This is a genomic window from Bradyrhizobium sp. Mp19 (assembly GCF_029952935.1).
In the GTDB taxonomy this organism is placed as follows: domain Bacteria; phylum Pseudomonadota; class Alphaproteobacteria; order Rhizobiales; family Xanthobacteraceae; genus Bradyrhizobium; species Bradyrhizobium elkanii.
In genome coordinates, this window is sequence record NZ_JASAUT010000057.1 from 1 (window position 1) to 12,700 (window position 12,700).

Annotated in this window: 11 protein-coding genes; 9 read left to right on the plus strand and 2 right to left on the minus strand. The window is 65.5% G+C overall.

The annotated features are described in order from the left end of the window. Nucleotides 1-301 precede the first annotated feature (301 nt). A complete protein-coding gene (gene hrpB / locus QJT82_RS36900; protein ID WP_028343507.1) occupies nucleotides 302-2,770 on the minus strand; it encodes an ATP-dependent helicase HrpB in 2,469 nt (822 codons plus the stop codon). Nucleotides 2,771-2,976: 206 nt separating this feature from the next. On the opposite strand from hrpB, the gene QJT82_RS36905 reads away from it, so the two are divergent. The 9 genes from QJT82_RS36905 to QJT82_RS36945 all read left to right on the plus strand — a co-directional run bounded on the left by QJT82_RS36905 (nucleotide 2,977) and on the right by QJT82_RS36945 (nucleotide 11,346). Further along, nucleotides 2,977-4,044: an acyltransferase family protein gene (locus QJT82_RS36905; protein ID WP_028343508.1), complete on the plus strand. Its 1,068-nt coding sequence runs from the start codon at nucleotides 2,977-2,979 to the stop codon at nucleotides 4,042-4,044. A 246-nt stretch (nucleotides 4,045-4,290) separates the two neighbouring features. After that, entirely contained in the window at nucleotides 4,291-4,902 is a 612-nt protein-coding gene (locus QJT82_RS36910) for a sigma-70 family RNA polymerase sigma factor (RefSeq protein ID WP_016848063.1), read from the plus strand. 405 nt (nucleotides 4,903-5,307) lie between these two features. Beyond that, the gene (locus QJT82_RS36915; RefSeq protein WP_028343509.1) at nucleotides 5,308-6,063 is read left to right on the plus strand and encodes a cytochrome c biogenesis CcdA family protein; all 756 of its coding nucleotides are present in this window, start codon (nucleotides 5,308-5,310) and stop codon (nucleotides 6,061-6,063) included. Between the two features lie 17 nt (nucleotides 6,064-6,080). Continuing rightward, on the plus strand, nucleotides 6,081-6,659 hold the full coding sequence (locus QJT82_RS36920; RefSeq protein ID WP_028343510.1) for a thioredoxin family protein: 579 nt from the start codon (nucleotides 6,081-6,083) through the stop codon (nucleotides 6,657-6,659). Between the two features lie 190 nt (nucleotides 6,660-6,849). Next, a complete protein-coding gene (locus QJT82_RS36925; protein ID WP_028343511.1) occupies nucleotides 6,850-8,256 on the plus strand; it encodes a cytochrome ubiquinol oxidase subunit I in 1,407 nt (468 codons plus the stop codon). Beyond that, nucleotides 8,253-9,254 (plus strand): cytochrome d ubiquinol oxidase subunit II, encoded by a 1,002-nt coding sequence (gene cydB, locus QJT82_RS36930; RefSeq protein ID WP_028343512.1) that lies wholly within the window; start codon nucleotides 8,253-8,255, stop codon nucleotides 9,252-9,254. The genes QJT82_RS36925 and cydB overlap by 4 nt, the downstream gene beginning before the upstream one ends. A gap of 101 nt (nucleotides 9,255-9,355) precedes the next feature. After that, nucleotides 9,356-9,484 (plus strand): DUF2474 domain-containing protein, encoded by a 129-nt coding sequence (locus QJT82_RS36935; protein ID WP_092078858.1) that lies wholly within the window; start codon nucleotides 9,356-9,358, stop codon nucleotides 9,482-9,484. A 170-nt stretch (nucleotides 9,485-9,654) separates the two neighbouring features. Further along, nucleotides 9,655-10,248 carry a L,D-transpeptidase gene (locus QJT82_RS36940; RefSeq protein ID WP_028343513.1) on the plus strand — a complete coding sequence of 198 codons (594 nt, stop codon included), beginning with the start codon at nucleotides 9,655-9,657 and terminating at the stop codon, nucleotides 10,246-10,248. A gap of 60 nt (nucleotides 10,249-10,308) precedes the next feature. Then, nucleotides 10,309-11,346: an amino acid ABC transporter substrate-binding protein gene (locus QJT82_RS36945; protein ID WP_028343514.1), complete on the plus strand. Its 1,038-nt coding sequence runs from the start codon at nucleotides 10,309-10,311 to the stop codon at nucleotides 11,344-11,346. 176 nt (nucleotides 11,347-11,522) lie between these two features. Here QJT82_RS36945 and QJT82_RS36950 read toward each other — a convergent pair whose 3' ends face one another. Then, on the minus strand, nucleotides 11,523-12,662 hold the full coding sequence (locus QJT82_RS36950) for an acyl-CoA dehydrogenase (RefSeq protein WP_028343515.1): 1,140 nt from the start codon (nucleotides 12,660-12,662) through the stop codon (nucleotides 11,523-11,525). Between the last annotated feature and the right edge of the window lie 38 nt (nucleotides 12,663-12,700).

Here is a 12,700-nt window from a genome sequence, read left to right on the forward strand (position 1 = left end):
GCCATCCCCGCCTCCCCCTTCAGATCGGTCTTAGAGAATCGCAGATTCGCCTTTGCGCAAAGCCCTCGCTTGCGGGGGAGGGCTGGGGTGGGGGCTCTCGCCGCGAGTCGCATCGCGGAGAGAGCCCCCACCCGCCGCGCTCAGGCGCGCAAGAGCGCTGCCGAGCGCGTCGGCCTCCCCCGCAAGCGGGGGAGGCGAAGCGAGCCTGCGGTCCGACTGATTCAACCAAGAACCATCGTGCTCTAGCTAGCGCAACAACGCGAAACGTTGACGCGGCACGACAAAGCGTTGCCTCGAAGATTCACGTGCCGCGCGGTTTCACGCGCCGGGTCGGCATCGCGCTGGCGGGATCTTCCGGCCAGGGATGGCGCGGATAGCGGCCACGCAGGTCGGAACGCACCGCGGCGTAACTGCCGCGCCAGAAACCGGGCAGATCGCGCGTCACCTGCACCGGCCGCTGTGCCGGCGACAGCAGTTCCAGCACCAGCGGCACCGCGCCCTTGGCGATCGAGGGATGGGTGTTGAGCCCGAACAGCTCCTGCAGCCGCACCGCGATGGTCGGGCCCTGCTCGGCCTCGTAATCGATCGCGAGTTGCGTTCCAGTCGGCGCCTCGAAATGCGTCGGCGCCTCGCGATCGAACCGCGCGCGCAATTCCCACGGCAGCAGCGCCATCAGCGCATCCGACAGATCGCCGGCGGACAGGTCCTTCAGCGCGGTCTTGTCGTAGAGCGCCGGCACCAGCCAGTCGTCGGCACGCGCGGCGAGCGCGGTGTCGGACAGATCGGGCCAGCTCTCGTCCTCGGCCCTGCGCAGGAACATGACACGGTCGCGCCATTGCTTGGAGTGCTTCGACCACGGCAACCGGTCGAGCCCGGCCGCGATCAGCCCGTCGGCGAAGACGCGCGCGGTCTCGGCCGAGGGCTGTAGCGGCATCGGTGCCTCCGACAGCGTGATCGCATGCAGCGAACGCCTGCGGCGGGCGCGCAGCGCCATCGCGCCGCGGTCGAACGTCACCTCTTCCACGTTCTCGATTTGATCGGCGAAGCGCTGCTCGATCTCCTCCTGGGTGATCGGCGCCGCCAGCAGGATGCGGCCGCTCGCGGCCGTGCCGGTCAGTTCGGCAACCGCGATATAAGGCAGCCGCGCCAGCGCCGCGGTCTGCTCGACGGCGGCGCCGCGGCCATTGGCCAGCACGAAGCTGCCATTGCCGCGGTTCCTGGCGACGCGATCCGGAAATGCGAAGGCCAGCATGACGCCGGTGGAGAGATCCTTCGTTTCGCCGGCGGCCGACTTCACCTGCACGGCCCAGCGCGCCGCCATGCTGCGGGCGCTCGATGCGCGCTGCGAACGGTCGCGGCGGAACTGGTCGAGCCTGACGTCGAGATCGACACTGTCGCCGCCGAGCCCGCGCTCGGTCAGAACCGCGGCGATCTCGGCCGCTTCCTCGCTCATACCGAAGCGGGCGGAATCCACGATCATGCGCGCCAGCCGCGGCGGCAGCGCAAGCGCGCGCAGGCTCTGTCCTTCCTCTGTAATGCGGCCATCGCCGTCGAGCGCCCCGAGCTCTGACAGCAGTGATTTGGCCTCCTTCAGCGCCGGCCCCGGCGGTGGATCGAGGAAGGCAAGGCCTGCGGGATCGCTGACGCCCCATTGCGCGAGATCGAGCACCAGCGAGGACAGATCGGCGGAGAGGATCTCGGGCGCGGTGTAGGCCGGCAGCGATGCGGTCTGCGGCTCGTCCCAGAGCCGGTAGCAGACGCCGGGCTCGATGCGGCCGGCACGGCCGCGCCGCTGGTCCACCGCCGCGCGCGAGGCCCGTACGGTCTCGAGCCGCGTCAATGCAATGTCAGGCTCGTAGCGCGGCACCCGCGCGAGGCCAGAGTCCACGACAATGCGCACGCCCTCGATGGTCAGCGAGGTCTCGGCGATCGAGGTCGCCAGCACCACCTTGCGGGTGCCCTTCGGCGCCGGCGCGATCGCGCGATCCTGCACGCTGGCATCGAGCGCGCCGAACAGCGGCACGATCTCGACCGCGGCGTCGTGCACGCGCTCGGCCAAAAAAGTCTGGGTGCGGCGGATCTCGGCGGCTCCCGGCAGGAAGGCCAGCACCGAGCCGGCATCGGCGCGCAGCGCGGCCGCGATCGTCTCGGCCATCTGCCGCTCCAGCGGCGCGTCCACCTTGCGGCCGACGTAACGGGTCTCGACCGGAAAGGCGCGCCCCTCGCTTTCGACCACCGGCGCGTCGCCGAGCAGTTTTCCGACGCGTGCGCCGTCGAGCGTTGCCGACATCACGAGGATCCGCAGGTCCTCGCGCAGGCCGGTCTGCGCGTCGCGCGCCAGCGCCAGCCCGAGATCGGCATCGAGCGAGCGCTCGTGGAATTCATCGAACAGCACCGCGGCGACGCCGTTGAGCTCGGGATCGTCGAGGATCTGGCGCGAGAAGATGCCTTCGGTGACGACCTCGATCCGCGTCGCGCGCGACACCTTCGAGCCGAAGCGCACGCGATAGCCGACGGTCTCCCCGGCACGTTCGCCGAGCGTCCTCGCCATCCGCTCCGCGCTGGCGCGCGCGGCGATGCGGCGCGGCTCCAGCACGATGATCTTCTTGCCCCTCGCCCAGGGTGCATCGAGCAACGCGAGCGGCACGCGCGTGGTCTTGCCGGCGCCCGGCGGCGCCACCAGCACTGCGGCGTTGTGACCATCGAGCGTGCGGTCGAGCTCATCGAGCACGGCGTCGATCGGCAGCGGACTATCGAATTGGCGCGGCAAGGATTCTCATCACCGCAGCGGCGCTCGGGTCGGGCTGCGTCCCATGGTTAACAATCCGTCTCGGATTTCCTCGCCTCTTAGACCATTCGCCAGCCACGGGAAACCCGCGGAAAGGTCCGGTTCGGTGGCACATCGCTTGTATCGATAAAGGAGAAAGCAACCGATCGGGCCGATGATAGGCCCGATCACGCCGGAACAGGACAAAGATGACCACAAACGGCACAGCCGCTGCGACAGATCGTTCCGCCCCACGCGCGAGCGGACGCGTCGATTGGGTCGACTATGCCAAGGGCATCTGCATCATCATGGTCGTGATGATGCATTCGGTGCTGGGGGTCGAGAAGGCCGCCGAGCAGACCGGCTTCATGCATTATGTCGTGATGTTCGCGAAGCCGTTCCGGATGCCGGACTTCTTCCTGATCTCGGGCCTGTTCCTGTCGGTCGTGATCGATCGCGACTGGCGCACCTATCTCGACCGCAAGGTGATGCATTTCGCCTATTTCTACGTGCTCTGGGTGACGATCCAGTTCGGCTTCAAGGCGCCGTCGCTGGCCGCCGAGACCGGCTGGGCCCAGGTTGGGCTGCAATATCTCGAGTCCTTCATCGAGCCGTTCGGCACGCTGTGGTTCATCTATCTGCTGCCGATCTTCTTCGTCGTCACCAAGCTCACGCGCAATGTCCCCCCGCTCGTGATCTGGCTGATCGCGGCGCTGCTGGAAGCGGCGCATGTCGCGACCGGCTGGACCGTGATCGACGAATTCTGCTCCCGCTTCGTCTACTTCTATACCGGCTACGTCCTCGCCGATTACGTGTTCGCGCTGTCGGACCGCGCGCGGGCACGGCCTGCGCTTGCCCTGCTCGGGCTTGGGCTCTGGGCGCTGATCAATGGCGGCCTGGTTGCGCTCGAGGTGAGCGAATGGCCGGTCGTCTCGCTGGCACTCGGCTTTGCCGGCGCCTGCGCGATCATCGTGACCGGCACGCTGCTGGCGCGCGCGCACTGGCTTGGCTTCCTGCGCTTCTGCGGCGAGCATTCGATCGTGATCTATCTCGCCTTCTTCCTGCCGATGGCTGCGACACGCACCCTTCTGCTGCGCTTCGGCGTCATCCACGACATCGGCCTGATCTCGTTGATCGTGACCGCGGTCGGCGTCGCCGGTTCGCTCGTGATCTGGCGGCTGGCGCTGGCGGCGCGGGCCAATTTCCTGTTCGAGCGGCCCGATGCGTTCTGGATTGCCCCGAAGAAGGCGACGCCCTCGCTGCAGGCGGCGGAATAAGCCCCGACAGTGCCAGAAGTCATGACCGCCGGATTCGTTCCGAGGGCGGGAATCCGGCCGTTCGAATTTTCCACACATTGAAATTATTGGCTTTTTGATCCCGAATGTTTCGTCGTCCGGCCGGCGACGAAACAATTCTCCCGGTCACGAAACCATTTTCCGCTTTTCGCGCAGACATCCGGAAACGGGCGCTAACTAACGTTTCTCCCAACGAACCGCCGCCCAACGGCGAACTGGGAGCCTGTCATGCCGAACGTCATCGCCATCAACGCTGCAGCCACGAAGCATATCGACGCTGCTCGCGCGACCTCGGATGAAACGCTGCTCGCGCGTATCGCCAAGAATGACCGCACCTCGATGCACACGCTCTATGCCCGTCATAACGTCCGGGTCTACCGCTTCGTGCTCCGCATGGTGCGCGACACCACCATGGCCGAGGACCTGGTCAGCCAGGTGTTCCTGGACGTCTGGCGCACCGCGGCCCAGTTCGAGGGCCGTTCGCAGGTCTCGACCTGGCTGCTCTCGATCGCCCGCTTCAAGGCGCTGACCGCGCTGCGCCAGCGCAAGCATGAGGACATCGACCAGGACGACGTGCTGGAGATCGCCGACGGCGCCGACACGCCGGAAACCTCGCTCGATCGCGCCACCACCAGCGAGATCCTGCGCGCCTGCGTGGCCAAGCTGTCGCCGGCCCACCGCGAGATCATCAATCTGGTCTACTACCATGAGAAGTCGGTCGAGGAGGCTGGCGAGATCATCGGCATCCCGCAGAGCACGGTGAAGACCCGCATGTTCTATGCCCGCAAGCAGCTCGCCGACCTCCTGCGGGGTGCCGGCGTGGATAGCGTCGCCGCATAAAGTATCGCAAATTCAATACCTTAACGGGAGATCACGCGATTCAGGCAGTTGTCCACGAAGCCGAAAAATTCAGGCGACGAAACAATTGAAACAATCGACGACATCACCCGGAAAAACACGATCTCTATACCCATATCCAACGACGCAACCTCATTTACTAAACCGGTTTCGATACCTCTTCGTTCTAACCTCCCAAGTAGCCTCCAACGACCCGGCCGGGATGCCCCCCAGCCGGGTCGCTCTGTTTTTGGCGCGGCGCCGTGATGCCGAGCGCGCCTCGCCTCACACAGACGTGACGCGGCTCGCGACCGGCCCGCCGTAACGGCCAAAACCGTCCCCGCGAAGAACATCAGGCGTACCCGGCACGGCCCTCTGGCGCGCCGGGACTCCGATGGACGGATGACGATGCTCAGCCTTGCCCTTGCCCTGCTTGCCGGTGTCGCCACCGTCGCCGCCCCTTGCACCCTGCCGATGCTGCCGATCCTGCTTGGGGTATCGATAGGCCAGACCGGCAAGGCGCGGCCCGTGATGATCGCGCTCGGTTTCGTGATGTCATTCTCTGCGGTGGCATTGCTGCTGAGCGCGATCACGCGCGCCTTCGATTTCGATCCGAACGTGCTGCGGACCGGCGCGGCCGTGCTGCTCGCGGGCTTCGGCCTCCTGATGATCTGGCCGGCGCCGTTCGAATGGCTGTCGATCCGGCTCACCGGCGCTACCAAAGCGTTTTCGAGCGAAGTGGGTACCGGTTCGCGTCGAGAAAACGCGTCTAAACAAGAGGGCAATGTCGCTGAGGCCGCGCCGTCGCACAGCCTGTTCGGCGGCTTCGTGCTCGGCTCTACGCTCGGCCTGGTGTGGACGCCGTGCGCCGGCCCCGTGCTCGGCTCGATCCTGACCATCGTCGCGACCTCGAAGGACACGGCGTGGGCGAGCCTGCAGCTCGTCACCTACGCGATCGGCGCCGCGATCCCGATGCTTGCGATTGCCTATGGCGGACAGGCCGTCACCACGCGCGTGCGCAGCATGGCGCGGATCGCGCCGCGCCTGCAGCAGGGCTTCGGCGTCGTGATCGTCGCATTCGCCGCACTGTCCTACCTGCAATACGACACGCTGATCGTGGCGTGGCTGACCCAGTTCTATCCCAACGGCCAGATCGGCCTGTAAGCCCAAAGGAGATATCGATGTCCCTGCGCTTGATTGCCGTATCCGCTCTGGTGGCGGGCCTTGGCCTCGGCGGTGCCGTGATCCCTGGCCTCTGCACCGAGTCAGACGCGCCGGCCCAGTCGGTGCCGCGGGCGATCGCCATGACCGCCGAACAGAGCCAGACCGCGCCCGAATTCGCCGGCATCAGCAACTGGTTCAATTCGCAGCCGCTGAAGCTGGCCGACCTGCGCGGCAAGGTCGTGCTGGTGGATTTCTGGACCTATGGCTGCGTCAACTGCGTCAACACACTGCCGCACGTCACCCAGCTCTATTCAAAGTACCGGGATCGCGGCCTCGTCGTGATCGGGGTCCACACGCCGGAATTCCCGTTCGAGCATTCGGCCTCCAACGTGCAGGCGGCGCTGAAGCGGCACGGCATCCTCTATCCGGTGGCGCAGGACAACAATTCGCAGACCTGGAACGCCTACCGCAACCAGTATTGGCCGGCGCAATACGTCATCGACCAGAACGGCAAGATCGTCTTCCAGCACGCCGGCGAGGGACAGTACGACGAGATCGACCGCACCGTCGCGCGGCTGCTCAACGCCAACAGCTGAGGCCTGATGAGATCAGGTTGAGCTGGAACGGCATCGGAGGTTCACCTCTCCCCAACGGGGAGAGGTGAACCGGGACCGCGCCAAGCCGATCCAGCCAAAACTCAACCCGCTTTAGTCGGACAATCCGCCCTCTTTGTCGTTACAGCTGACGTGGTAAGGTCCACGCCAGGTCGACGATGGATGGTGCGTGATGTTCGAAGGCTGGGATGCGGTCGTACTCGCCCGCGCGCAATTCGCTTTCACGATGTCGTTCCACATCGTGTTTCCCGCATTCTCGATCGGGCTTGCGAGCTATCTCGCGGTGCTGGAAGCGCTGTGGCTTGCCACCAAGCGCGAGGTCTACATCAACCTGTTCAATTACTGGCTGAAGATCTTCGCGGTCGCGTTCGGCATGGGCGTGGTCTCGGGCATCGTGATGTCCTACCAGTTCGGCACCAACTGGTCGTCCTTTGCCGACAAGACCGGGCCGGTGATCGGCCCGATGATGGCCTATGAGGTGCTGACCGCATTCTTTCTGGAAGCCGGTTTTCTCGGCGTGATGCTGTTCGGGCTCGAACGCGTCGGCCCCAGGCTGCACTTCGTGGCGACGCTGATGGTCGCGATCGGCACGCTGATCTCGGCGTTCTGGATTCTGTCGGCCAATTCCTGGATGCAGACACCGACAGGCCATGCCGTCAACGCCGACGGCCAGTTCGTCGCCGCCGACTGGCTCAAGGTGATCTTCAATCCGTCGTTCCCCTATCGCCTCGTGCACATGGTGCTCGCGGCGTATCTCACCACCTCGCTGGTGGTCGGCGCGGTCGGCGCCTGGCATCTGCTGCGCGACCAGCATCTGGCGGGAGCGCGCGTGATGTTCTCGATGGCGATGTGGATGGCGACGCTGGTGGCGCCGATCCAGATCCTCGCCGGCGACCAGCACGGCCTCAACACGCTGGAGCACCAGCCCGCCAAGGTGATGGCGATGGAAGGCCATTACCAGAGCCACAAGGACGGCGCGCCGCTGATCCTGTTCGGCTGGCCCGACCAGCGTGAGGCGAAGGTGAAGTATGCGATCGAGGTGCCGAAGCTGTCATCGCTGATCCTGAAGCATTCGCTCGACGCGCCGCTGGCCGGCCTCGACACCGTGCCGCGCGAGAACTGGCCACCGGTGCCGATCACCTTCTGGTCGTTCCGCATCATGGTCGGCCTCGGCTTCCTGATCATGGGGCTCGGCCTGCTCAGCCTTTTGATGCGTTGGCGGGGGATGATGTACCAGTCGCCGCTGCTGCATCGCTTCGCGGTCCTGATGGGCCCCGCCGGCTTCATCGCGGTGCTCGCGGGCTGGATCACCACGGAGACCGGGCGGCAACCGTTCACCGTCTATGGCCTGCTGCGGACGGCGGACTCAGCGTCGCCGCTGGCGGCGCCGGCGGTGGGCTCGTCACTGATCGCCTTCATCATCGTCTATTTCGCCGTGTTCGCCGCGGGCGTGATCTACATCCTGCGGCTGATGGCGCAGCCGCCGCATCCCGGCGAGCAAGGCCCGACGAAAGATCTTCCCGCCCGCGCGGCCGGCATCACGCCGGCGGCAGGTGCTGCCGTGGAGGGCGCACGATGATCGATCTCGCCACGATCTGGGCCTTCATCATCGCCTTTGCCGTGTTCGTCTATGTCGTGATGGACGGCTTCGATCTCGGCCTCGGCATCCTGTTTCCGCTGTTTCCGCAAAAGACCGACCGCGACGTCATCATGAATACGGTGGCGCCGGTGTGGGACGGCAACGAGACCTGGCTGGTGCTCGGCGGCGGCGGCATGATGGCGGCGTTTCCACTGGCCTATGCGGTGCTGATGCCGGCGCTCTACACGCCGATGATCGCGATGCTGCTCGGCCTCGTGTTTCGCGGCGTCGCCTTCGAATTCCGCTGGCGGACCCAGAAGGCGCGCAACAAATGGGATCTCGCTTTTGCCGGCGGCTCGCTGCTCGCGACGCTGGCGCAGGGGATCGCGCTCGGCGCCATCCTGCAGGGCATCCATGTCGAGGGACGTCAGTACGCCGGCGGCTGGTGGGATTGGCTGACGCCGTTCAGCGTCCTGACCGGCGTCGCGCTGGTGATCGGCTACGCGCTGCTCGGCGCGACCTGGCTGGTGATGAAGACCGAGGGCGAGCTGCGCGACCGTGCCTACCATCTGAGCTGGATGTTGTTGATCGCGATGCTTTGCGCGATCGGCGCCGTCAGCATCGCAACCCCGTTCCTCAGCGTGCAATACACCCAGCGCTGGTTCGCCTGGCCCAACATCATCCTCACCGCGCCGGTGCCGATCGCGGTCGCCGCCGTCACCGCGCTGCTGCTGCGCGCGCTCAGCGACAAGAACGACCACCAGCCGTTCTTCCTGACGCTGGCGCTGTTCGCCCTGTCCTATGCCGGGCTCGGCATCAGCATGTATCCGTACATCGTGCCGCAGAGCATCACGATCTGGCAGGCGGCGGCGCCGGCGAACAGCCAGATCTTCATGCTGGTCGGCGTCTCGATCCTGGTGCCGCTGATCCTCGGCTACACCGCCTGGGCCTATTGGGTGTTCCGCGGCAAGGTGCGCCCCGGCCACGGATACCACTGATGCCACCAGAGCGTTTTCCAGCGAAGTGGATCCCGGTTCGCGTCAAGAAAGCGCGTCAGGACGAGAATCTAGAGCCCCGTTCCGATTCCATCGGAACGGAAATGGCTCTAGTGCCGAATCAGCGGCCGCTCGGCCAGCGCCTGCTGTGGTTCGCAGCGCTGTGGCTCGGCGGCGTCGGCACCGTGGCGCTGATCTCGTTCGCCTTGCGACTCTGGATCGCGCCGAAATGAGGCGGCCCGTCTGACGTGCCTCGACGCACAGTGACAAAAAACAGAAGCATTACAGGGATATACCTGTGGCGACGTCCTAAACTTGCCATCAAGCTGCCGCTGAGATTTGATGCTGCCTGATTTGCGGGTGGAGCAACCATTTGGCCGCGCGCCAACAAGGAGAGCTTTGCATGACGAAACTTCGTCACCTGGTCTGGATGTTGATCGCGACGGGCGCGCTCGTGCTGTCGACGTCGCAGGGCTTCGCCCAGAGCCGCCCGGACTCCGACGAGCCCGGTCTTGTCGCCGACGACAGCTACGAGCTCGACCCGGAATGGCAGAAGCAGGTCGTGTACTACCGGACCAATGAGGCGCCGGGCACCATCATCGTCGCGACGGCCGAGCGCCACCTTTACCTCGTGCAGGGCAATGGCCGCGCGCTCCGCTACGGCATCGGCGTCGGCCGCGAAGGCTTTCAATGGCAGGGCCTTGTGAGCATCACCCGCAAGGCCGAGTGGCCGGACTGGGTGCCGCCGCCGGAAATGATCGCGCGCCAGCCCTATCTGCCGCGCTTCATGGCGGGCGGCCCGGGCAATCCGCTCGGCGCACGCGCGATGTATCTCGGCACCACGGTCTACCGCATCCACGGCACCAACCGGCCCGACACCATCGGCACCGCCGTGTCCTCCGGCTGCTTCCGCCTGGTCAACAACGACGTCGCCGATCTCTACAACCGCGTTCCGGTCGGCACCAAGGTGATCATCCGGCAGAAGCCCGAACTGTAGCCTTCAGCCTGCTTCGATATCCGTCCCGCTTTCCCCCCGATCATTCGCGAGAGAGAACCCATGCGTACATTTCGAGGCGGCCTGACGATCGGGCTCGCGATCGCCGCGCTGGTTGCGGCCGCCGCCATCACCTATGAGCGCTACGACACCCGCACACTGAAGCGCACCGTCCGCCGCGGCGACGTGCTGTGTGGCGTCAACAAGGGCCTGCCGGGCTTCTCGATCCCGGACGACAAGGGCAACTGGACCGGCTTCGACGTCGACTTCTGCCGCGCGGTCGCGTCGGCGATCTTCGACGACCCGTCGAAGGCGAAGTTCTTGCCGCTCGACGCCAGCGAGCGCTTCAAGGAGCTGCAGAACCGCAAGGTCGACATCCTCTCGCGCAACTCCACCTGGAGCATGTCGCGCGAGACCAATTACGACCTCTATTTCCCCGCGGTCGCCTATTATGACGGCCAGGGCTTCATGCTGCCGCGCTCGCGCAACATCGATTCCGCGCTCGACCTGAACGGCAGCAAGGTCTGCGTCCAGGCCAACACCACGACACAGCTCAATCTCGCCGACTATTTCCGTGCCAACAACATGAAGTACACGGAGATGAAGTTCGACAAGCTGGACGACGTCGTGAAGGCCTATAGCTCCGGCCAGTGCGATACGCTGACATCGGACGCCTCGCAGCTCTATGCGCTGCGGCTCAACCTCGCCAAGCCGAGCGACCACACGATCCTCGCCGATATCATCTCCAAGGAGCCGCTGGCGCCGGTGGTGCGCTTGCGCGACGACGACTGGATGATGATCGTGAAGTGGACGCTGTACGCCATGATCAACGCCGAAGAACTCGGCATCACCTCGAAGAATATCGACGAGGCGCTGAAGTCGAAGAAGCCGGAGGTGATGCGGCTGGTCGGCACCGAAGGCTCCTATGGCGAGGATCTCGGCCTGACCAAGGACTGGGCGGTGCGCATCATCCGCCATGTTGGCAATTACGGCGAGGTCTACGACCGCAACGTCGGCGCCGACTCCAAGCTGAAGATCCCGCGCGGCATGAACCAGCTCTGGAACGCCGGCGGCGTCCAGTACGCACCGCCGATCAGGTAATCAGCACGTAGCGAGGCCACAGCCGCCACCGCATCCTCAACTGTCATCACCCGCGAAAGCGGGTGATCCAGTACGCCGCGGCCTCTCCGCTCAAGCACAACCGCCTCTGGAATACTGGATCGCCCGGTCGAGCCGGGCGATGACAGTTTGTTGCGTGGCGACGACCACGCGGCCGATCAATACCCCTTGCCGCTCGCCAGCTGGTCGGTGTGGAAATTGCTGTCGCCGAACAGCTCCTGGCAGACCCGGGCGCGCTTCATGAAGAAGCCGATGTCGAACTGGTCGGTCATGCCCATGCCGCCATGCATCTGCACGCCCTCCTGCACGGCCAGCGTCGCCGTGGTGCCGGCGCGGGCTTTTGCCACCGCGACCGCGGTTGCGGCCTTGTCGGCATCCGTATCGAGCGCCTGCAACGCCTTCAGCACCGCGGCGCGGGTGATCTCGATGTCGATGTAGAGCTGCGCAGCCCGGTGCTGCAGCGCCTGAAATTCGCCGATCGCCTTGCCGAACTGCTTGCGCTCCTTCAGATAGGCCACGGTGCGGCCGAACACCTCGTCGGAGAGGCCGACCATTTCGGACGCTACCGCGCCGCGGCCGATATTGAGCACCCCCTCGAGCAGCCCAAAGCCCTGATCGACTTCGCCGAGCACGCTGTCGGCGTTGACCTCGACATTGTCGAACACGATGCGCGCCGCGTTGTGCGAATCGACCATCGCGGTGCGCTCGACCGTGAGCCCCTTGGCCTTCGGATCGACCAGGAACAGCGTGAGCCCGTTCTTGTCGCCGGCACTGCCGGCCGTGCGCGCCGCGACGATCAGAAGATCGGCGGTGTGGCCGTCGACCACGAAGGCCTTATCGCCCGACAGCTTGAAGCCGTTGCCGGAGCGCGTGGCCTGCAATTTCGTCTGCAGCGGGCGATGCTTGGCGCCCTCATCGATCGCGAGCGCCGCCAGCAGCGAGCCGTCGGCGATTTTGGGCAGATGCTGCGCCTTCTGCGCCTCGCTGCCGCCGCGCGACAGCGCCGAGGCGGCGAGCACCGAGGTCGCGAGGAACGGCGACGGCATCAAGGTGCGGCCGATCTCCTCCATGACGATGCCGGCCTCGACGCAGCCGAGCCCGCTGCCGCCGAACTGGTCCGGCACCAGGAGGCCGGAGAAGCCCATCTCCGCAAATGTCTTCCAGAGATCGCGCGAGAAGCCGGTGGCGTCCGTGGCATCGCGCAAGGACCGCAGATGCGCCACCGGCGCCTTGTCGCTGATGAGACCGCGCGCACTGTCGCGCAGCATGGATTGTTCTTCGGTGAGGACGAGGGCCATAGGAAAATCCGATCTAACGTACTAAGCAACTGTCTGAG

Excerpts from the sequence above, each read along its gene's own strand:
- QJT82_RS36945 (WP_028343514.1), top strand. The coding sequence starts at position 10,309 with ATGCGTACATTTCGAGGCGGCCTGACGATCGGGCTCGCGATCGCCGCG.
- QJT82_RS36915 (WP_028343509.1), top strand. The coding sequence starts at position 5,308 with ATGCTCAGCCTTGCCCTTGCCCTGCTTGCCGGTGTCGCCACCGTCGCC.
- QJT82_RS36925 (WP_028343511.1), top strand. The coding sequence starts at position 6,850 with ATGTTCGAAGGCTGGGATGCGGTCGTACTCGCCCGCGCGCAATTCGCT.
- QJT82_RS36940 (WP_028343513.1), top strand. The coding sequence starts at position 9,655 with ATGACGAAACTTCGTCACCTGGTCTGGATGTTGATCGCGACGGGCGCG.
- cydB (WP_028343512.1), top strand. The coding sequence starts at position 8,253 with ATGATCGATCTCGCCACGATCTGGGCCTTCATCATCGCCTTTGCCGTG.
- QJT82_RS36920 (WP_028343510.1), top strand. The coding sequence starts at position 6,081 with ATGTCCCTGCGCTTGATTGCCGTATCCGCTCTGGTGGCGGGCCTTGGC.
- QJT82_RS36935 (WP_092078858.1), top strand. The coding sequence starts at position 9,356 with ATGGCTCTAGTGCCGAATCAGCGGCCGCTCGGCCAGCGCCTGCTGTGG.
- QJT82_RS36950 (WP_028343515.1), bottom strand. The coding sequence starts at position 12,662 with ATGGCCCTCGTCCTCACCGAAGAACAATCCATGCTGCGCGACAGTGCG.
- QJT82_RS36910 (WP_016848063.1), top strand. The coding sequence starts at position 4,291 with ATGCCGAACGTCATCGCCATCAACGCTGCAGCCACGAAGCATATCGAC.
- QJT82_RS36905 (WP_028343508.1), top strand. The coding sequence starts at position 2,977 with ATGACCACAAACGGCACAGCCGCTGCGACAGATCGTTCCGCCCCACGC.